We start from the raw sequence: 17688 nt of genomic DNA, 5'->3' as shown, positions 1-17688 counted from the left end.
GCTCTCCTAGAATGCGTTGTGCTCAAGCCGAAGGCTGGCGTGCGGCCTTTTCATCATGCCCGGAAAGCCCGAAGCGGCGTTCCAGCTCATCCAGCACGGCTTGCGGATGCTGGCCCAGCGCACTGAGCATCACCAGGCTATGAAACCACAGGTCGGCGGTTTCGTAGATGACATCGCTGTAATCCTTGCTGATCTGGGCATCCTTGGCAGCAATGATCGTTTCGACCGACTCTTCGCCGAGCTTTTCAAGGATCTTGTTCAGGCCCTTGTGGTACAGGCTGGCCACGTAGGAGCTGTCAGGCGCCGCTTGCTTGCGTTCTTCAAGCACTTCGGCCAGGCGGTTGAGGGTGTCGCTCATGTCAATTTCCTGCGCTGTAGATGGCATCCGGGTCCTTCAGGACCGGGTCGACGATTTTCCACTGGCCGTCTTCATAGACGCGGTAGAAGCAGCTTTCACGACCGGTATGGCAGGCGATATGGCCCAGTTGCTCGACCATCAGGATGATCACGTCGGCGTCACAGTCCAGGCGCAACTCATGCAGTTTTTGCACATGCCCGGACTCCTCGCCTTTACGCCACAGCTTGCCACGCGAACGCGACCAGTAGATGGCACGCTGCTCGGCGGCGGTCAGGGCCAGCGATTCACGGTTCATCCAGGCCATCATCAGCACGCGTCCGGTCTTGTGGTCCTGGGCGATCGCCGGTACCAGGCCATCGCTGTTCCACTTGATCTCGTCCAGCCAGTCTTTCATCGTCGACTCCAAAGCGGGCCCGCTCCTGTGCCGGGCCCTTTGCGCTAGTGTGCCAGCCACAGGCGCGGCTGGCTATTGGCGCACGATCAGGTAAAGGCCCGCAGCCAGCATCAACCAGGCTGGCCAGGCGGCCGGGGCGGCCAGGCTGGCGGTTTCGGCAGCGCCTGCAGCCAAAACTGCGCCACCGCCAAGCAGGCCGGCGCCCAGCAGGCGCAGCGCCCAGCGGTCGCCCTGGCGGCGCCGTTCCGGCAGTTGTGGATCGTGCAGGTGAGGCTGCGACAGGCGCTCGAGCAGGTCGCGGGTCATGCCGGCCAGGTGCGGCAGTTGCTCTACCTGGCTGTGCAGGTTGCCGAACACGGCCTTGGGGCTATAGCGGTCGCGCATCCAGCGTTCGAGGTACGGCTTGGCGGTGCTCCACAGGTCCAGGTCGGGGTACAGCTGTCGGCCCAGGCCTTCGATGTTGAGCAGGGTTTTCTGCAGCAATACCAACTGTGGCTGCACTTCCATGTTGAAGCGCCGTGCGGTCTGGAACAGGCGCATCAGCACCTGGCCAAAGGAAATATCTTTTAACGGTTTTTCAAAGATCGGCTCGCACACGGTGCGAATCGCTGCTTCGAACTCGTTGACCTTGGTGTTTGCCGGCACCCAACCCGAGTCGATGTGCAACTGGGCGACGCGGCGGTAGTCACGCTTGAAGAAGGCAAACAGGTTGCGCGCCAGATAGTCCTGGTCCTCGGCGGTGAGGCTGCCGACGATGCCGCAGTCGATGGCAATGTACTGTGGGCTCCACGGTTTGACCGTGCTGACGAAGATGTTGCCAGGGTGCATGTCGGCATGGAAGAAGCTGTCGCGGAACACCTGGGTGAAGAACACTTCCACGCCGCGCTCGGCCAGCAGCTTCATGTCGGTGCGCTGGTCGGCCAAGGTGGCCATGTCGGTCACCGGTACGCCGTAGATGCGCTCCATCACCAGCACCTTGGGGCGGCACAGGTCCCAGTACACCTGGGGCACGTACATCAGCTCGGAGTCTTCGAAGTTGCGCCGCAGCTGGCTGGCGTTGGCAGCCTCGCGCAGCAGGTCGAGCTCGTCGTAGATGGTTTTTTCGTAGTCGCCGACGATTTCCACCGGGTGCAGGCGACGGGCATCCGCCGAGGCGCGTTCGGCGGCCTTGGCGATCAGGAACAGCCAGGCCAGGTCCTGGGCGATGACCGGCTTCAGGCCTGGGCGCACCACCTTGACCACCACCTCTTCGCCGGTTTTCAGGCGTGCGGCGTGCACCTGGGCCACCGAGGCCGAGGCCAGAGGCTCGACGTCGAAGCGGCTGAACACCTCGCCGACCTTCGCACCGAGCTGTTCCTCGATCAAGGCCACGGCTTTTTTCGGGTCGAACGGTGGCACACGGTCCTGCAACAGCATCAGCTCGTCGGCGATGTCGGGGGGCAGCAGGTCGCGGCGGGTGGACAGCAGCTGGCCGAACTTGATGAAGATCGGCCCCAGGTCCTGCAGTGCCAGGCGCAGGCGCGCGCCACGGCTGAGTTCGGTGGGCTTGCGTGGCAGCCAGCGCCACGGCATCAACAGGCGCAGGCTGGCCAGCCACCAGGGCAGCAAGGGCTGGTCGAACAGCAGGTCATCGAGGCGGTAGCGGATCACCACACGCTGGATGCGAAAAAGACGTCGGACGGCGAGCAGCTTCATGCGTTATCGCTGGTATCAAGGGATCGGGAGAGGCGCTTGAGGCGCGCTTCGAGGCGTTCTGTATCAAGCTTCAAGGCATCGAGCTCGCTGAAGGCGGCTTCGGCTTCGCGCTTGCCGACCAGGGTACGGGATTCTTCGGCCAGGTATTCGGACAGGTTCTGGCTGAACCGTGCCAGGCCTTGGCGAGTCCAGCGAGCGCGCAGGCGGATATGGCCGGCCAGCATTGCCGTGGCGACCGGGCCAAGCCAGCGTTGCAGCTCGTGCTCCCAGTCCAGCTCCAGGTCCTGCAGCACACCGAACAGGTCGAGCAGTACGGCGCTGTCGCCGTGCAGCTCGACCTGCGGGCTGTGCAGCACAGCGGTCTTGTCCTTGACCAAGGCCAGTTGCGCCAGGCTACCGGCGGGGGCGCGCAGGCGGCAATCGACCTCGCCCTCCCAATGGGCGGCGAGCATCAGGCCTTCTTCATCGGGCAGGATGAACACCTGCAGGGCCGGTTGGCGGCAGTCGATCTCGATGACTTTACCTTCCAGCGCGGCCAGCCGCGGCAGGGCCGTGCTGTCCAGGCGCAGGACGCGGTTCAGGCCATGTTCGACGCTGGCGAGCAGCCCGGCCAGCAACATCAGGGCTTGATTCCCCGGTGCACGGCAACGATGCCGCTGGTCATGTTGTGGTAGGTGACGCGGTCGAAACCAGCCTCGACCATCATGCTCTTCAGGGTTTCCTGGTCAGGGTGCATGCGGATCGACTCGGCGAGGTAACGGTAGCTCTCGGCGTCATTGGTGATCAGCTTGCCAGCCAGCGGCATGAAGGCGAACGAGTAGGCGTCGTAGGCCCTGGACATCAGCTTGTTGGTCGGCTTGGAGAACTCCAGGATCAGCAGGCGGCCACCGGGCTTGAGCACGCGCAGCATCGAACGGATGGCGGCGTCCTTGTGGGTGACGTTGCGCAGGCCGAAAGCAATGGTCACGCAGTCGAAGTGGTTGTCCGGGAACGGCAGCTTTTCAGCGTCGGCCTGGACGAACTCGATGTTGCCGGCCACGCCACGGTCAAGCAGGCGGTCACGGCCAACCTTGAGCATCGAATCGTTGATGTCGGCCAGCACCACTTGCCCGGTCGGCCCGACAAGACGCGAGAACTTGGCCGCCAGATCACCGGTACCGCCGGCGATGTCCAGCACGCGGTTACCGCTGCGCACGCCTGACAGCTCGATGGTAAAGCGCTTCCACAGGCGGTGCATGCCGCCGGAAAGCACGTCGTTCATCAGGTCGTACTTGGCTGCTACCGAGTGGAACACTTCGGCGACTTTCTTCGCCTTCTGGCTTTCAGGCACGTCCTGGTAGCCGAAATGGGTGGTGGGTTCGGCGTGGTCGCCTTTGCGCTGGTCGTTCATATCGCTTCACCGGAAAAAATTACCGCCATTCTAGGGCGAACGGGCGGATTTGTCTTGGCGGGGTGTGCCAGTGGGCAGGGGCGGGCATAATGCTCATTATGTCTACATCTTCAGGAACGCCCGCATGACCCAGATCAGCGTCGAACGCAAACACTCCCTCGGCCGTGATGCCGCCCGCGCCAAGGCCGAAGCGCTGGTCGACAAGCTCAGCCGCGAGTACGACCTCAAGGCCACCTGGAACGGTGACCGCGTGGACGTTGCGCGCAGTGGCGCCAATGGCAGTGTGCACATTGGCGACGACAGCATCCGCGTCGAATTGAAGCTGGGCATGATGCTGTCGATGATGAGCGGCACCATCAAAGGCGAGATCGAGCGGGCGCTGGACAAGGCCCTGGCCTGAGCCGGCGCCGCTGTCTGGCTACTGCGGCGCGTCCGCCGGGAAAGGAATGATGCCAATCACCTGCTCCAGGCGCAGATCGCCGCGGTAAATCGCGATGCGCTCGCGTGCGTCTGCGGCCTGCTCGAGCATGGCCTTGCGGCCTCTTACACCTGCATCCCAGAACTTGAGGTGGCCCTTGACGAAGTCGTGGGCGCTCGCGTCCAGGCTGGGATAATGAAAGTGTGCCTCCCACAGTACCCTGCGAGGCGCTTGCACATCGCGCACCTCGTAGACATCGAGGTAATCATGGGCGTGACGTAGCTGGCGGCGAATCACGGTCTGCCTGATCCGTATCCGATCCTGCTCGGCCAGGAAGCGCAGCGCCTTGCCGTCGGGATGGCGGGTGTTCAGATAGGCGTCGGTGAGTAGCCGAAGCCTTTCGTGGTGGACGCGGTCTACCGCTGCACGCAGGAGGTCGATCAGGCCGTTATCCAGTGGGTTGTTCAGCTCGCTCAGCTGCTGTTGCACTTCGCGCATGTCACCGGCCGGCCATTCCAGAAAATCGCTCAGGCTGTTGGGCTCATCGGCATAGTGAGCGGCAAACGCGATTTTCCCATCCACCTCTGCCAGCAGGCGGTTTGCTCGTTGGCGCACCTGGGCCCGGTCACGTTGGGCGGGCCGTGCTTGCTCAGCCACGGCATGCCACACCCCGTCGCGTTGCGCGAAACTGCCTGCCGGCTCATGGTTGAACGCATTACGCTGAATTGCCCGGTTGCCCACCTGGTCGATTTCCACCAGCAGCGGTCGACCTCGGTCAATACGGATGACGCGCCGCCTGATGGTCGCGGGGCGATGGCCGGGGGAAGGCGGAGGTGGGCTGATGCCGCTGTCGACGTTGGCCAAGATCGCGCTCAGTTGCTGCTCCGTGACCTGGGTCATCGTTGACACTTCGCGTATGTATTCGTCCAGCACGTCAGTGACCAGTGCAGGCGAGTCCAGTGTCTTCATGTACTGGGCGCGGTCCAGCACGGTACGGTATTTCTGAAGGATATCGTCAAGCAGTTCGGCCTTGACCTGGGGCGACTCTTCGGTAGCTGCCAGCCCGTCGTGGCTCCATACCGTGCGGCTCAACTCGAGGTTGCTGAGCGGCGCACGCATTGCAAGCAGGTGCTCGGCCATGTCCGCAGAAAGCCGCGTCTTGTCGACGACGAGGTAAGCCAGGTCACTGAGCAGTTGTGCCCGAATCACCAGTGTCGAATAGGTCCTGCTCCGATTGGTCTGGGCGAGCTTCGTGGCTTTATTGGCAAAGTCGATCTTGGGGTCATCGAGGGCCTCCGCCAGCGTCCGGTCCAGTCGCTGGCTAGCGGCAAGCAGGCGGCGGCTGGCCTGGCAGGAATCGTGTACCCGTTCGCGATAATCGAGGTACTGCTGAATATCTTCGGCAGTTTCGGGAAAGCGGCGCAGCATTGCGGCCTGTGCGCTCAATGCCTGGTGGTCGACCTGCTCTAGCAAGCGGCGGCACAGCAGCATGTCGTTTTCGATGGCAGCACCGTACCAATTACCATATTGACGTCGGCTCTGGGGGCGATTGTCGCATTTGCTGAACCGTGGTTCGGCCATTTCCTTGAACACTTCGATGTTCCCATGCAACAGCGTGCTCTGTCGCTCCAGGTAGAGCGCGGACGCCCTGATTTCAGGCAATTGGCGTAAGCGTTGGGCTTTCAGTGCCTGCTTTTGAAGCTGCAATGCTGGCGGCAGTGACGTGCGCTCCTGGTCAGGCAATACATCGATAGCCCGGCTGTACTGCAGCGCGAGTTCGTCATAAGCCTCCAGTTGCACTCTGCTGCGCTCCATGAGTAGCCCCACCTGATTCAGCGCGTGTTGATTCGCCGTGGCGGTTGCGCTCAACGTATCGAACCGCTGGCGGTTTTCGGCGTTGATGGATTGCCTGTTCCTTGGCATGCCGCCATAGAGGTTCAGGTTCAAAGACCATTGGCCATGCCAGCGCGTAAGCCATGGTCCTTTTTGCCGTTCACGACCAACGATGTGGTAACCGTCCGGGGCGCCATTCCATTGGGACACCCACTCGCTGCTGCTCGGCTCGGGGCCGATGATCTGCATGCCGTTCCACGTCTCGATGACCTCATAGGTGCCATCGCCCAGCTTGGCGTAGTAACGACCGGCAATATTGTACAACCCACGCAAACGGCCCCTTGTCAGTGGCGTGTGCCCTTCGAGTGGCTGCGAGGCTTGCAGTTGGGCCAGTGACTGGCGCTCCTGTACCGACAGGTTGCTCAGGCGCTGCCCGTCATGCCAGCCATCTACACGCACGAGCGTGGGCCGTGGCGCCTCGACGGGGGGCTGCCAGGGTTTCTCCTGTGGCTGCTCGAGCGCTGGGGGCGGGGTCTCTTCCTTCGGCGCAGGGCCTGAAAAACGTAGCCTGGCGGGCTCTTCGCTGTTGGCAGGTGGCGTTGCGGGGCGGTGGGCAAGGAGCAAGGCCAGGTTGGTGACCAGGTCTATGGCTGCGACGATCTTGTCGTCACCGCTGCGCTTGATCAGCGCCTCCACGTCTTCCTTGGCTGCCGACAGCGCCACGACTAGCCATACCAGGGTGGTCATCGGGCCGTGCCAAAGCTGGGTGACGGTATTGAAGATCGCCCACGCAGCTTCCTTCACCAAAGCCCGCACTTCCTGAGCATTGGAGACGCTGTTGCTGGCTGAGGCCAATAACATGGTCTCGATACGCGCGTTGAACAGGTGGGTGTCCAGATCATCCGTCCAGGCCTGGAACGAGGCCTGGACCGGGCGTCTGAGGCGTTGCAAAAGGCGGTCCAGCAGCTCGACCGGCACATTGAGCAGGTGCGTCAGCTTGGTCATGTTCGGGTGCAGGTGCGGGTGCTTGAACCCGTCGTTCTGGTAAGTCGGACGCGCGTCATCCTCGAGCCAGGCCAGTACGCTCTCTTGCAGTTCGCCCCTGCTGCGGATTGCGTCCATCAGCAATTCGAGGTTCGGAAATTCCTGCAACGCCCTGTCGGCATAGAATGGGCGGTACAAGACCCAGCTGCCGCTTGCCGGTATTTCGATGATGAACATCCCGTGCGCCACATCGCTTGCCGAAGCGCCAGGCGCGCAAAGGAACGCCAGGGGGGCGATGCGCAGAAGGTCCACGCCATTGTCCATGCCCTGGCAGAACCTGAGCATTGCCTGGCTTGCCGCTTCGCCAAGCTGTCGCTCGATCTTGGCCTTCAGCGTGCTGAACCGAAGGGCGTAACGCCATTCCCTGGCATGCTGGCGGATTCGTTCGGCCCTGCGCGGCTGGGTGTTGACTTGGTCCTTCAGGTAGGAGGGGTAGTGACCGCCGATGTCGACCTGATGAATCAGGCCCCTGATCTGGTCGATGCTCAGCCAGTCGGTCACAGGCGAGCCGTCCTCGAAGTTCATCCCGCTCATCACCTCGCCAGCCTCCAGCCGCAGGCGTGAAATCGCCAGGTCGGTCAGGGAAACCGAGTACAAGAACAGTGACTGCCCTTGTGTAGCGGCGCCGATGATGGCCTGGGAAATGCGGATGTGCACCTTGTTCGGGTCGTGTACCGCCTTGTCTGGGTAGCTGGTCTGCAGGGTCTCACGCAAGCGGCGAGCGGCGTAATCACGGATATCCTCAACATCGCCCAGCGATGTGCGGCCCTTCGACCGGCCTTGGTTCGCCGCCAGATCGAGCAGTGCAGTGTGATAGGCGTAGCGGTCCTCAGCGCTGGCATTGAGCAGCCATCGCGGCGGACTGACGGCGGGTGCAGTTCGTTCCTGCGAAGGCAGGTCGAAGAAGTAAGCTGACGGGTCGCTCACCTGGCGCAGTTGTCGCTCCATTTCGTCGACGGTTGCCAGGCCGCCAATACGCAGGCGGCCGATGTCGTCCAGGATATCGTTCAGCAGTTGCCTGACCTGGAAGGCGAAAGGGCGTCCGATTACTGGCGTGTGTGCCCAGGACAACGTTTCGAAGCGATAGCGTTGCGCTAGCTGCCGTTGCAGCGCCGTGGCAAAGCTGGGCAGGTCGACATGGCGGCGCACCGAACCGCAGGGCTTGCATTGCAGAACCAGGCTGCGGGTGCCGCTTGTGGTGATGAGCAACAGATCCGGTAGGGTAACGGTGTGTGCCCCGCCATCCGTTCCGAGCGTGACTTGTATCGCCTCGACAGTCAGGCTGTCGTGTACCCCGTCGAGCAGGGCGTACATTGCAGCTTTTGCATCATCTGCCAGGCCTTGGCGAGGGAGGTTCTCGAGCAAGGCAGCCTTGATGGTGTGCTCCAGCCAGAGCATGCGCGAGACTTGGCTGTCTTCGTCGAGCCCGTTCCAGAAGCCGATCTGGGCTTGCTGGAAGGCGGGTATCAACGCGCCAAGCACTGTATCGAAGTCATCGTTGAGCTTTGTCAGGTCCGGCATGATTTCGGGCTGGCGAAGGTTGTCCTGGCCTTGCTCCTGAATTTGAAACACATGGGGAGGGCTGATGCTCAGCCTGTCTGCGGCGCCCAGTTGCACACGTTCCTTGGCCAGAAAATGCCTCAGAAGCTCGTCCACCAGCCCGCTCTGACGTGAGAGGTCATCGGTGCTGGCCGGTGCATGCAGGATGACGAAAGGATCGAGCGATGTGATGTGAGGGTGGTTACGGTGCACCCATGGATACCGGTCGCTGAAAATCTGGAATGCTTCTTTTGATAAAACGTCCCGCAGGCTGGGTCGTTTGGAGAAACAGGCTGCCACGCGTTGCTTGAACGTCAGCCTGGGTGGGATTGCTGCAGCAGTCATAGCGTCGATGTCCGTGAGGTGAAGCCTGCGACGCTAGCGCTATGGTCAAAGGGGCTTGCGGTATATAGATGTGACAACGAAGACCTTAGGGTGAGGTTTCTAATTTTCTTCCCTACCTTATGCTCAAGCCCAGCCTCCATGGGCGGTTTTCCACCACTCATGAGCATGAGGTACACAGCATGGCCAAAGTGATTGTGAAGAAAAAAGACGAAGCCCTGGGCACGCTTGGCGAGGTGCGCGGCTATGCGCGCAAGATCTGGCTGGCCGGTATCGGCGCCTACGCCCGCGTCGGTCAGGAAGGCTCTGACTACTTCAAAGAGCTGGTCAGGGCGGGTGAAGGTGTCGAGACGCGCGGCAAGAAGCGCATCGACAAAGAGCTCGATGCCGCCAACCACCAGCTTGACGAAGTCGGTGAAGAAGTGAACCGCGTACGCGGTAAGGTAGAAATTCAACTCGACAAGATCGAAAAAGCTTTCGACGCACGGGTCGGTCGCGCCTTGAATCGCCTGGGTATTCCGTCTAAACATGACGTTGAGGCGTTGTCGATCAAGCTTGAACAGTTGCATGAGCTGCTTGAGCGCGTCGCGCACAAACCATAAGGAGAGCAGGATGGCTGGCAAGAAGAACACCGAAAAAGAAAGCAGCTCCTGGGTCGGCGGGATCGAGAAATACTCCCGCAAGATCTGGCTGGCGGGGCTGGGTATCTATTCGAAGATCGACCAGGACGGCCCGAAGCTGTTCGACTCGCTGGTGAAGGATGGCGAGAAGGCCGAGAAGCAGGCGAAAAAGACGGCTGAAGATGTTGCCGAGACTGCCAAGTCCTCGACCACTTCGCGAGTGTCGGGCGTGAAGGACCGTGCGCTGGGCAAGTGGAGCGAACTTGAAGAAGCCTTCGACAAGCGCCTTAACAGTGCCATCTCGCGCCTTGGTGTACCGAGCCGCAACGAGATCAAGGCACTGCACCAGCAGGTGGACAGCCTGACCAAGCAGATCGAGAAGCTGACCGGTGCTTCGGTTACGCCGATTTCGTCGCGCACTGCAGCAACCAAGCCGGCTGCGAGCAAGGCTGCGGCCAAGCCACTGGCCAAGGCAGCGGCAGCCAAACCTGCGGCGAAAACGGCGGCGGCCAAACCTGCTGCTAAAACCGCAGCGGCAAAACCCGCAGCCAAAACCGCAGCGGAAAAACCTGCAGCCAAGCCTGCAGCAGCCAAGCCTGCGGCGAAGCCGGCAGCGGCCAAGAAACCTGCGGTGAAGAAGGCGCCGGCCAAACCGGCAGCCGCCAAGCCGGCGGCCCCAGCGGCCAGCGCTGCGCCTGCTGCGACCACTGCACCGGCACCTGCCGCTACCCCGGCCAGCAGCACGCCATCGGCACCTACCGGCACCGGTACCCTGATCTGATACCGCGTCGCCTTCTTCGCGGGTAAACCCACTCCCACAAGATGCGCCAAACCTTGTAGGAGCGGGTTTACCCGCGAATGCGTCGGCTGCAACACAACATCTCCAGCAGGCCTACCCCTCCAGGTACTTCACTGCCAGCTGCTCCGCCGCCGCCCGGGCCTGGGCCTGCAGATGCGGCGCCACCAGCATCATCACCTGGTACACCACGATCCCCACATCCCCCTCGCGCCCCAGCACACGCTGGTAATCCAGCGAGAACATCAGCGTCAGTGTGATCTGCTCAACCAGTTGCCCCAGCGCCTGGGTATCGCTCTCTACCAGCCCTTGGCTCTTCAGGCTGGCCAACAGCGCCGCCAGCGTGCGTTTGACTGCAGTGATCAGGCTGCGCATGCCTCGGGCGAGCTTGGGCAGGCGCCCGGTCAGGTTGGACAGGTCCTGGAACAGGAAGCGGTACTGAGCCATGCGCTCGACGATCAAGTGCAGAAACAGCCAGTAGTCCTCTGCGTCCAGGCGCACCTCCAGCGGCGGGTCCAGCAACGGCATCAACGCTTCTTCAAAACGCTCGAACAAGCCCAGTACCAAGGGCTCCTTGCCATGGAAGTGGTAGTACAGGTTGCCTGGGCTGATGCCGAGTTCGTTGGCAATTTCCAGGGTGGATACGTTGGGTTCGCCCTGCTGGTTGAACAACTGCAGGGCGCATTCAAGGATACGGTCGCGGGTTTTCATCCAGTCAGCAGCTCATCGGGTCAGCACGTAGGTGCCTGGCGCGGGGCCTAGCGGTGGGTAAGTGGCGTTGCCCAGTTCAGTGCGCGGCGCCTTGAGCAGGCCGGAGCGTGCGGTGATCCACTCCAGCCACAACGGCCACCAGCTGCCTTCGCTGCGCTTGGCGTCGTGGAACCAGGCGCGTGGGTCGCTGCTCAGCTTGGGGTTGGCCAGGTAGTAGGCCTTGGGGTTGCCTGGCGGGTTGATGATGCTCTGGATATGCCCGCTGTTGGCCAGCACGAAGCGCCGCTCGCCACCCAGCAGCAAGGCCGAGCGGTACACCGCGTCCCATGGCGTGATGTGGTCGTTGCTGCCGGCCACGGTAAAGCTGTCGATATTGACCTGCTGCAGGTCAATCGGTGTACCGCACACCTCCAGCCCGGACGCGTAGGTCAAGGGGTTGAGCTTGAAAAACTCCAGCAGGTCGCCATGCAGCGCGGCGGGCAGGCGCGTGCTGTCGGCATTCCAGTACAGGATGTCGAACGCCGGCGGTGTCTTGCCGAGCAGGTAGTTGTTGACCCAGTAGTTCCAGATCAGGTCGTTGGGCCGCATCCAGGCGAAGATCCGCGCCACTTCGCCACCGTCCAGCACGCCGCGCTGATAAGAGCGGCGCTTGGCCGCTTCGATGGTCTGCTCATCGGCGAAGAGGCTGGCCGGGCTTTCGAACTTGCTGTCCAGCAAGCTGACCAGATAGGTGGCACTGCGTACCCGGCGCAATTGCTGCTTGGCTTGCAGGTGGCCTTGCAGTGCGGCCATGGTCAGGCCGCCGGCACAGGCGCCCATCAGGTTGGGGGCGCGGTTGCCGCTGATACTGCGGCAGGCATTGAGCGCTTCCTCCAGGGCTTGCACGTAGCTGGAAAGGCCCCATTCACGGTGGCGTGGGTCGGGGTTGCGCCAGCTGACCATGAACACCTGCAAGCCGCTTTTGAGCATGTACTGGACAAAGCTGTTGGTAGCGCTGAGGTCGAAGATGTAGAACTTGTTGATCTGAGGCGGCACGACCAGCAGTGGGCGTGCGTGCTGCTTTTCGCTCATCGGCGAGTACTGGATCAGCTCCAGCAGCTCGTTGCGAAATACCACTGCGCCAGGGGTCGCAGCCAGGTTGGCACCTACTTCGAAGGCGCGCTCGTCCACCTGACGCGGCAGCCCATCGTTGTGACGCAGGTCGTCGAGCAGGTGGGCCACGCCGCGCACCAGGCTCTGGCCGCCGGTGTTGAACAGCTCCTTGACCGCCAGCGGATTGAGCAGTGAGTTGCTGGGTGCCAGCGCATCGTTGATCAGGTTGAACAGGAAGTGGGCGCGGGCTCGATCATCGTCGTTCAAGTGGCTTTCATCGATCCACTGGCGTGTCTGCTTCTGCCAGGCCAGGTAGGCCTGCAGGCCGCGGCGGTAGAACGGGTTCTGGCTCCAGGTCGGGTCACTGAAGCGTGCGTCACGCGGGTTTGGCTGGTAGGGCGTGTCCCCCAGCATCACCCGCCCCAACTGCCCGCCAAGCGCCAGCAGATGATGCGCGGTATGCAGCGGGTGGCGCAGACCGTGGCGGCCGACGTTGCGCAGCGTGGAAAGCAGGTCGCGGCCGCGCAGGCCGAGGATGGCGTTCTGCACGTTCATGCGGGTGGCGGGGAGCGTTGTCGATCCTTTGGCCGGTTTGTCTTTCATGGCAACACTCCCTCGTCTGATCCATTTCCCCTGTCAGCCGCAGCTGTTTCACCCCCCCGAGGCCGGACGGGGATGCATGACCGCACGCTGACGTTCTTGCTGCAGGAACTTCATGATGATCGGGGCGACGGCTTCGGCACGGGTGATCAGGAACAGATGGCCGTCGTCGATAATGTGTAGCTGGGCATTGGGAATCCGCCAGGCCAGCAGGCGCATGTTGATCAGCGGGATCAGCGGGTCGTCGTCACCGGCCAGTACCAGGGTGGGCTGCTGGATCTTGTGCAGCCAGTGGATGCTGGTCCAGCCCAGCCCGGCGAACAGCTGCCAGTAGTAGCCCAGCTTGCCGCCGGAGCGCACTTTGGCAGCATGGTGCATGGCCAGGTCGGGGTCACGTCGGAAGCCGCCGCCATAGATCATCGGTGCAATGCGGATGACATGCGACGGCTGCACGTAACGCCGGGGGCTGGCCATCATCCACAGCACCTTGGGCTTGCCTGGCACCATTACCGCACCGGCAGCGGTGGCGGCCAGCACCAGTTTCTTGCAGCGCTCGGGGTAATCGTGAGCAAACTGCTGGGCCAGGGCGCCGCCCCAGGACACGCCGATGACGTTGACCTGGCCGTAGTCGAGGTAGTCGAGCATGCGTGCGGTCAGCTTGGCCAGCCCAGGGAAGCGATACGGGTGGCGTGGTGTGGACGAGCCGCCGACCCCAGGCACATCGAAGGCGATGACTTCCAAGTCCGGGTCAAGTGCATCGATGAACGGGAACACCAGCTCGAGGTTGGCGCCGATGCCGTTGAAGATCAGCAACGGCGTCAGGTGCGGTTTGCCAGGGCGAACAGCGGTGCGGATGGACTGGTGGTCCAGCTCGACGGTCCTGAAAATATAGGGTTGCGGCATGCACGTGACTCTTGGGTGAAGTAAACACCGTGGCGCCCCGCAGGCCGCCACGGCGCTGTAACTCAACGCTCGTGAACGTAGGTGCCTGGGGAGGCTTCGCCGGCCGCGTAGGCACGGTTGCCCAGGCGGGTCGGTGCCTTTTTCAGCGCGCCGGCACGCTCGCCCAGCCAACTTTGCCAGTGCAACCACCAGGAGTCTGCATGCTTGGTGGCGTTTTCCTGCCAGGCCACCGGGTCCCCCGGGCGGTCGGCACCGGTCATGAAACGTGCCTTCGGGTTGCCCGGCGGGTTGAGGATGCTCTGGATATGCCCGCTGTTGGACAGTACGAATTCGATCTTGCCACCGAACAGATGTGCCGAGCGGTAGCATGACGGCCATGGGGTGATGTGGTCGTTGGTGCCGGCGAGGCTGTAGATGTCGCATTTGACCTGTTTCAGGTCGATCGCGGTGCCGCATACTTCCAGGGCATCGGGGCGGGTCAGCGGGTTGCTTTTGAACATTTCGATCAGGTCGCCGTGGAAGGCGGCCGGCAGGCGCGTGGTGTCGTTGTTCCAGAACAGGATGTCGAACACGGGGGGCTCATTGCCGAGCAGGTAGTTGTTAACCCAGTAATTCCAGATCAGGTCGTTGGGGCGCATCCAGGCGAACACCTTGGCCATTTCGCTGCCTTCCAGCACGCCCGCCTGATAAGAGTGGCGCTTGGCGGCCTCCAAGGTCTGCTCGTCGACAAACAATGCAACCTGGTTGTCCATGGTGGTGTCCAGCACGCTGACCAGCAGGGTCAGGGCGTTGACCTTGTTCTCGCCAATGGCGGCATAGTGGCCCACCAGTGCGGTACAGGTGATGCCGCCGGAGCAGGCGCCGAGCATGTTCAAGTCCTTGCTGCCGGTAATCGACAGCACCGCGTCGACGGCTTCTTTCAGCGCATCGATGTAGGTGGACAGGCCCCATTCGCGCTGGGCCTTGGTCGGGTTGCGCCAGCTGATGATGAAGGTCTGCTGCTGCGAGCGCAGGCAGAAGCGCGCCAGGCTCTTTTCCGGGCTGAGGTCGAACACGTAGAACTTGTTGATCTGCGGTGGCACCACCAGCAGCGGACGGGCATGCACCTGCTCGGTGATGGGGCTGTACTGGATCAGTTCCAGCACATCGTTGCGGTACACCACCGCGCCTTCGCTGGTGCCCAGGTTCTTGCCCACTTCGAAGGCATCCATGTTCACCTGGCTGGGCATGCCGCCGTTGTTGACCATGTCCTTGGCCAGGTTGGACAGGCCATCGAGCAGGCTCTTGCCGCCGGTTTCGAAGAAGCGTTTGACCGCAGCCGGGTTGGACAGGGTATTGGTCGGCGCCATGGCCTCGGTCATCAGGTTGATGACGAACTGGCCGCGGCTGATGTCCTGGGGGGACAGGTCGCTGCTGCTCACCCAGTCCTGCAGCTCCTTGCGCCAGGCCAGGTAGGTTTGCAGGTAGCGACGGTACAGCGGGTTGTTGCTCCAGGCCGGGTCATTGAAGCGACGGTCGTCGCTGTCCGGGGCCAGGCTGGATTTGCCCAGCAACACGTTCTTCAGCTCCAGGCCAAAGTGAGCCACATGCTTGGCGCTGTGCAGCGGTTGGCGCACGGCCTGGCGCAGCACGGTGCGTGCCGAGCTCAACAGGTCCTTGCGGCGGATGCCGATGACCGGGTTCAGCCCCAGGGTGTTTTCCGAGGCCTGCCGCTGCAGCTCATCGTTGTTCTTGTTACTCATCTACGACGCTCCGTTGTCCTGAGACGAGTACCGGTTGCTGTGGTGGGTGCACAGCCCTGAGCCCGGTACTGCTACTCGGGTGACCAGTGATAAGGAACAGCGGTGCTGCGTGGGTGCTGACGACCTGCAAAGTGATGCAGGGAACTTGCCACACCCATTGGTTACCCGACTTTCGTGTAATGCGCAAGACAGCCCTTCACTGGGCTGTCTGCAAGTCATTCAAACAGATGAATTTAGAAAATGCGCTCTAAACCCCTCAGGCCTTGCGCTAGAGCATGAGCTTGACCACAGATTCGGCTGGGTCGCGAGATTTGCCGGCCTTGTGCAACTCGTCGAGGTATTCCGCCCACAGTTGTTCCTGGCGCAGGCACAGTTGCTCAAGGTATTCCCAGGTGAACAAGCCGCTGTCATGGCCGTCGTCGAAGGTCAGTTTCAGTGCATATTGGCCGGCAGGTTCCAGGCCACTGAGGCCGACGTTGATCTTGCCGAACTGCAGGATGGGGTTGCCGTGGCCCTGGACCTCGGCGGAGGGAGAGTGCACGCGCAGGAACTCGGCGGGCAGGTGGTAGACCTCGCCGGGCGCGTAGGTGAGGCTGAGGGTTTTGGAGGCTTTGTGCAGGTTGATGGCGGTAGGCAGGCGGGCCATGGGCAGAATCTCTCGGGAGCTGATGAAGCACAGCTTCCAGCTTATGGGGGAGGGATTCAAGGGCCTCTTCGCGGGCAAGCCCGCCCCTGCACGGATCACCACAGGCCCAAGGGATGGGGTGACATGTGCAGGAGCGGGCTTGCCCGCGAAACTGTCGAAACCGGTCTTACAGGATGTAACGCGACAGGTCTTCGTTCTGTGCCAGCTCACCCAGGTGGCTGTTCACATACGCCGCGTCGATCTGGATCGGCGCTTCGTCATGGGTGCTGGCCAGGTCGCCCGCACTGAACGACACTTCTTCGAGCAAACGCTCGAGCAGGGTGTGCAGGCGGCGGGCACCGATGTTTTCGGTCTTCTCGTTGACCTGGTAGGCAATCTCGGCCAGGCGCTTGATGCCGTCGGCGAGGAACTCGATGTTCAGGCCTTCGGTCTTCAGCAATGCCTGGTACTGCTCGGTCAGCGACGCGTGCGGCTCCTGCAGGATACGCTCGAAGTCTTCCGGGGTCAGCGCCTTCAGCTCGACACGAATCGGCAGGCGGCCTTGCAGCTCGGGCACCAGGTCGCTCGGCTTGCTCAGGTGGAATGCACCCGAGGCAATGAACAGAATGTGATCGGTCTTGACCATGCCCAGCTTGGTGTTGACGGTGCAGCCTTCGATCAGCGGCAGCAGGTCGCGCTGCACGCCTTCACGGGACACATCGGCGCCGCCAACGTTGCCGCGCTTGGCAACCTTGTCGATTTCGTCGATGAACACGATGCCGTGCTGTTCGACCGCTTCCAGGGCCTTGGCCTTGAGTTCTTCCTCGTTGACCAGGCGGCTCGCTTCTTCATCGCGAACCATCTTCAGCGCTTCTTTCACCTTCAGCTTGCGCGCTTTGCGCTTGCCCTTGCCCATGTTGGCAAACAGGCTCTGCAGCTGGTTGGTCATTTCTTCCATGCCGGGCGGCGCAGCAATTTCGACACCGACGGCATCGGCCACTTCAATCTCGATTTCCTTGTCGTCCAGCTGGCCTTCGCGCAGGCGCTTGCGGAACAGCTGGCGGGTGTTGGAGTCGCTGCTGGTCTGCGCGGCTTCTTCGCTGAAGCTGGTGACGCGTGCCTGGGGCAGCAGGGCGTCGAGGATGCGGTCTTCGGCGGCGTCTTCAGCGCGGTGGCGCACGCGGATGATTTCCTGCTCGCGCAGCATCTTCAACGCGGCATCGGCCAGGTCACGGATGATCGACTCGACGTCGCGGCCCACGTAGCCCACTTCGGTGAACTTGGTGGCTTCGACCTTGAGGAACGGCGCGTTGGCCAGTTTGGCCAGCCGGCGGGCGATTTCGGTCTTGCCGACTCCGGTAGGGCCGATCATCAGGATGTTCTTGGGGGTGACTTCGGCACGCAGCTCGGCTGGGAGCTGCATGCGCCGCCAGCGGTTGCGCAGGGCAATGGCCACGGCGCGCTTGGCGTCGTCCTGGCCGATGATGTGGCGGTTGAGTTCGTGGACGATCTCGCGGGGGGTCATGGACATGATCAATACGGTCCTTGGGCAGGTGAGTCAGCGTGGAAAAGCCCCTTCACCGGGA

The 17688-nt window shown here is 62.3% G+C and carries 15 protein-coding genes; 3 read left to right on the top strand and 12 right to left on the bottom strand.

Annotated features, from left to right (window positions below):
- Positions 1-22: 22 nt before the first annotated feature.
- The 5 genes from LMH93_RS25150 to ubiE all read right to left on the bottom strand — a co-directional run bounded on the left by LMH93_RS25150 (position 23) and on the right by ubiE (position 3837).
- Positions 23-358, bottom strand: coding sequence for a phosphoribosyl-ATP diphosphatase (locus LMH93_RS25150; protein WP_003249283.1), 336 nt, complete (start codon positions 356-358; stop codon positions 23-25).
- A 1-nt stretch (position 359) separates the two neighbouring features.
- Complete coding sequence (gene hisI, locus LMH93_RS25145; RefSeq protein WP_230064716.1) at positions 360-752, bottom strand: phosphoribosyl-AMP cyclohydrolase; 393 nt, start codon at positions 750-752, stop codon at positions 360-362.
- A 72-nt stretch (positions 753-824) separates the two neighbouring features.
- On the bottom strand, positions 825-2447 hold the full coding sequence (gene ubiB / locus LMH93_RS25140; protein ID WP_004576731.1) for a ubiquinone biosynthesis regulatory protein kinase UbiB: 1623 nt from the start codon (positions 2445-2447) through the stop codon (positions 825-827).
- Positions 2444-3067 (bottom strand): ubiquinone biosynthesis accessory factor UbiJ, encoded by a 624-nt coding sequence (locus tag LMH93_RS25135; protein ID WP_003249286.1) that lies wholly within the window; start codon positions 3065-3067, stop codon positions 2444-2446. Before LMH93_RS25135 ends, ubiB begins: the two co-directional genes overlap by 4 nt.
- On the bottom strand, positions 3067-3837 hold the full coding sequence (ubiE, locus tag LMH93_RS25130; RefSeq protein ID WP_003249287.1) for a bifunctional demethylmenaquinone methyltransferase/2-methoxy-6-polyprenyl-1,4-benzoquinol methylase UbiE: 771 nt from the start codon (positions 3835-3837) through the stop codon (positions 3067-3069). Before ubiE ends, LMH93_RS25135 begins: the two co-directional genes overlap by 1 nt.
- A gap of 124 nt (positions 3838-3961) precedes the next feature.
- On the opposite strand from ubiE, the gene LMH93_RS25125 reads away from it, so the two are divergent.
- Entirely contained in the window at positions 3962-4237 is a 276-nt protein-coding gene (locus LMH93_RS25125; RefSeq protein WP_003249289.1) for a polyhydroxyalkanoic acid system family protein, read from the top strand.
- Between the two features lie 18 nt (positions 4238-4255).
- Here LMH93_RS25125 and LMH93_RS25120 read toward each other — a convergent pair whose 3' ends face one another.
- Positions 4256-9016 carry a DUF6543 domain-containing protein gene (locus LMH93_RS25120; protein WP_230064715.1) on the bottom strand — a complete coding sequence of 1587 codons (4761 nt, stop codon included), beginning with the start codon at positions 9014-9016 and terminating at the stop codon, positions 4256-4258.
- A gap of 179 nt (positions 9017-9195) precedes the next feature.
- Here LMH93_RS25120 and LMH93_RS25115 point away from each other — a divergent pair, with 179 nt between their 5' ends.
- Positions 9196-9615, top strand: coding sequence for a phasin family protein (locus LMH93_RS25115; protein WP_003249293.1), 420 nt, complete (start codon positions 9196-9198; stop codon positions 9613-9615).
- 10 nt (positions 9616-9625) lie between these two features.
- On the top strand, positions 9626-10414 hold the full coding sequence (locus LMH93_RS25110) for a phasin family protein (protein WP_004576727.1): 789 nt from the start codon (positions 9626-9628) through the stop codon (positions 10412-10414).
- 111 nt (positions 10415-10525) lie between these two features.
- Here the strand turns inward: LMH93_RS25110 and LMH93_RS25105 are convergent, their stop codons facing one another.
- The 6 genes from LMH93_RS25105 to hslU all read right to left on the bottom strand — a co-directional run bounded on the left by LMH93_RS25105 (position 10526) and on the right by hslU (position 17633).
- Entirely contained in the window at positions 10526-11140 is a 615-nt protein-coding gene (locus LMH93_RS25105) for a TetR/AcrR family transcriptional regulator (RefSeq protein ID WP_003249297.1), read from the bottom strand.
- Positions 11141-11152: 12 nt separating this feature from the next.
- On the bottom strand, positions 11153-12835 hold the full coding sequence (gene phaC, locus LMH93_RS25100) for a class II poly(R)-hydroxyalkanoic acid synthase (protein WP_087535548.1): 1683 nt from the start codon (positions 12833-12835) through the stop codon (positions 11153-11155).
- A 48-nt stretch (positions 12836-12883) separates the two neighbouring features.
- Positions 12884-13735 (bottom strand): poly(3-hydroxyalkanoate) depolymerase, encoded by an 852-nt coding sequence (gene phaZ, locus LMH93_RS25095; protein ID WP_004576725.1) that lies wholly within the window; start codon positions 13733-13735, stop codon positions 12884-12886.
- Between the two features lie 62 nt (positions 13736-13797).
- Positions 13798-15477, bottom strand: coding sequence for a class II poly(R)-hydroxyalkanoic acid synthase (gene phaC, locus LMH93_RS25090; protein ID WP_003249304.1), 1680 nt, complete (start codon positions 15475-15477; stop codon positions 13798-13800).
- A gap of 268 nt (positions 15478-15745) precedes the next feature.
- The gene (locus LMH93_RS25085) at positions 15746-16123 is read right to left on the bottom strand and encodes a gamma-butyrobetaine hydroxylase-like domain-containing protein (protein WP_003249306.1); all 378 of its coding nucleotides are present in this window, start codon (positions 16121-16123) and stop codon (positions 15746-15748) included.
- Between the two features lie 166 nt (positions 16124-16289).
- Positions 16290-17633, bottom strand: coding sequence for an ATP-dependent protease ATPase subunit HslU (hslU, locus tag LMH93_RS25080; RefSeq protein ID WP_003249308.1), 1344 nt, complete (start codon positions 17631-17633; stop codon positions 16290-16292).
- Positions 17634-17688 lie beyond the last annotated feature (55 nt).

Source organism: Pseudomonas sp. CIP-10 (genome assembly GCF_020911845.1).
Taxonomy (GTDB): Bacteria; Pseudomonadota; Gammaproteobacteria; order Pseudomonadales; family Pseudomonadaceae; genus Aquipseudomonas; species Aquipseudomonas alloputida.
Note: the sequence above shows the minus strand (reverse complement) of the source record. Positions and strands in the feature narration are given on the sequence as shown.

What these genes read in the sequence shown, in the direction of transcription:
- hslU (WP_003249308.1), bottom strand. Translation starts at nt 17,633, where the DNA reads ATGTCCATGACCCCCCGCGAGATCGTCCACGAACTCAACCGCCACATC.
- phaC (WP_087535548.1), bottom strand. Translation starts at nt 12,835, where the DNA reads ATGAAAGACAAACCGGCCAAAGGATCGACAACGCTCCCCGCCACCCGC.
- hisI (WP_230064716.1), bottom strand. Translation starts at nt 752, where the DNA reads ATGAAAGACTGGCTGGACGAGATCAAGTGGAACAGCGATGGCCTGGTA.
- ubiE (WP_003249287.1), bottom strand. Translation starts at nt 3,837, where the DNA reads ATGAACGACCAGCGCAAAGGCGACCACGCCGAACCCACCACCCATTTC.
- LMH93_RS25115 (WP_003249293.1), top strand. Translation starts at nt 9,196, where the DNA reads ATGGCCAAAGTGATTGTGAAGAAAAAAGACGAAGCCCTGGGCACGCTT.
- ubiB (WP_004576731.1), bottom strand. Translation starts at nt 2,447, where the DNA reads ATGAAGCTGCTCGCCGTCCGACGTCTTTTTCGCATCCAGCGTGTGGTG.
- LMH93_RS25085 (WP_003249306.1), bottom strand. Translation starts at nt 16,123, where the DNA reads ATGGCCCGCCTGCCTACCGCCATCAACCTGCACAAAGCCTCCAAAACC.
- LMH93_RS25125 (WP_003249289.1), top strand. Translation starts at nt 3,962, where the DNA reads ATGACCCAGATCAGCGTCGAACGCAAACACTCCCTCGGCCGTGATGCC.
- LMH93_RS25120 (WP_230064715.1), bottom strand. Translation starts at nt 9,016, where the DNA reads ATGACTGCTGCAGCAATCCCACCCAGGCTGACGTTCAAGCAACGCGTG.
- phaZ (WP_004576725.1), bottom strand. Translation starts at nt 13,735, where the DNA reads ATGCCGCAACCCTATATTTTCAGGACCGTCGAGCTGGACCACCAGTCC.
- LMH93_RS25150 (WP_003249283.1), bottom strand. Translation starts at nt 358, where the DNA reads ATGAGCGACACCCTCAACCGCCTGGCCGAAGTGCTTGAAGAACGCAAG.
- LMH93_RS25105 (WP_003249297.1), bottom strand. Translation starts at nt 11,140, where the DNA reads ATGAAAACCCGCGACCGTATCCTTGAATGCGCCCTGCAGTTGTTCAAC.
- LMH93_RS25135 (WP_003249286.1), bottom strand. Translation starts at nt 3,067, where the DNA reads ATGTTGCTGGCCGGGCTGCTCGCCAGCGTCGAACATGGCCTGAACCGC.
- LMH93_RS25110 (WP_004576727.1), top strand. Translation starts at nt 9,626, where the DNA reads ATGGCTGGCAAGAAGAACACCGAAAAAGAAAGCAGCTCCTGGGTCGGC.
- phaC (WP_003249304.1), bottom strand. Translation starts at nt 15,477, where the DNA reads ATGAGTAACAAGAACAACGATGAGCTGCAGCGGCAGGCCTCGGAAAAC.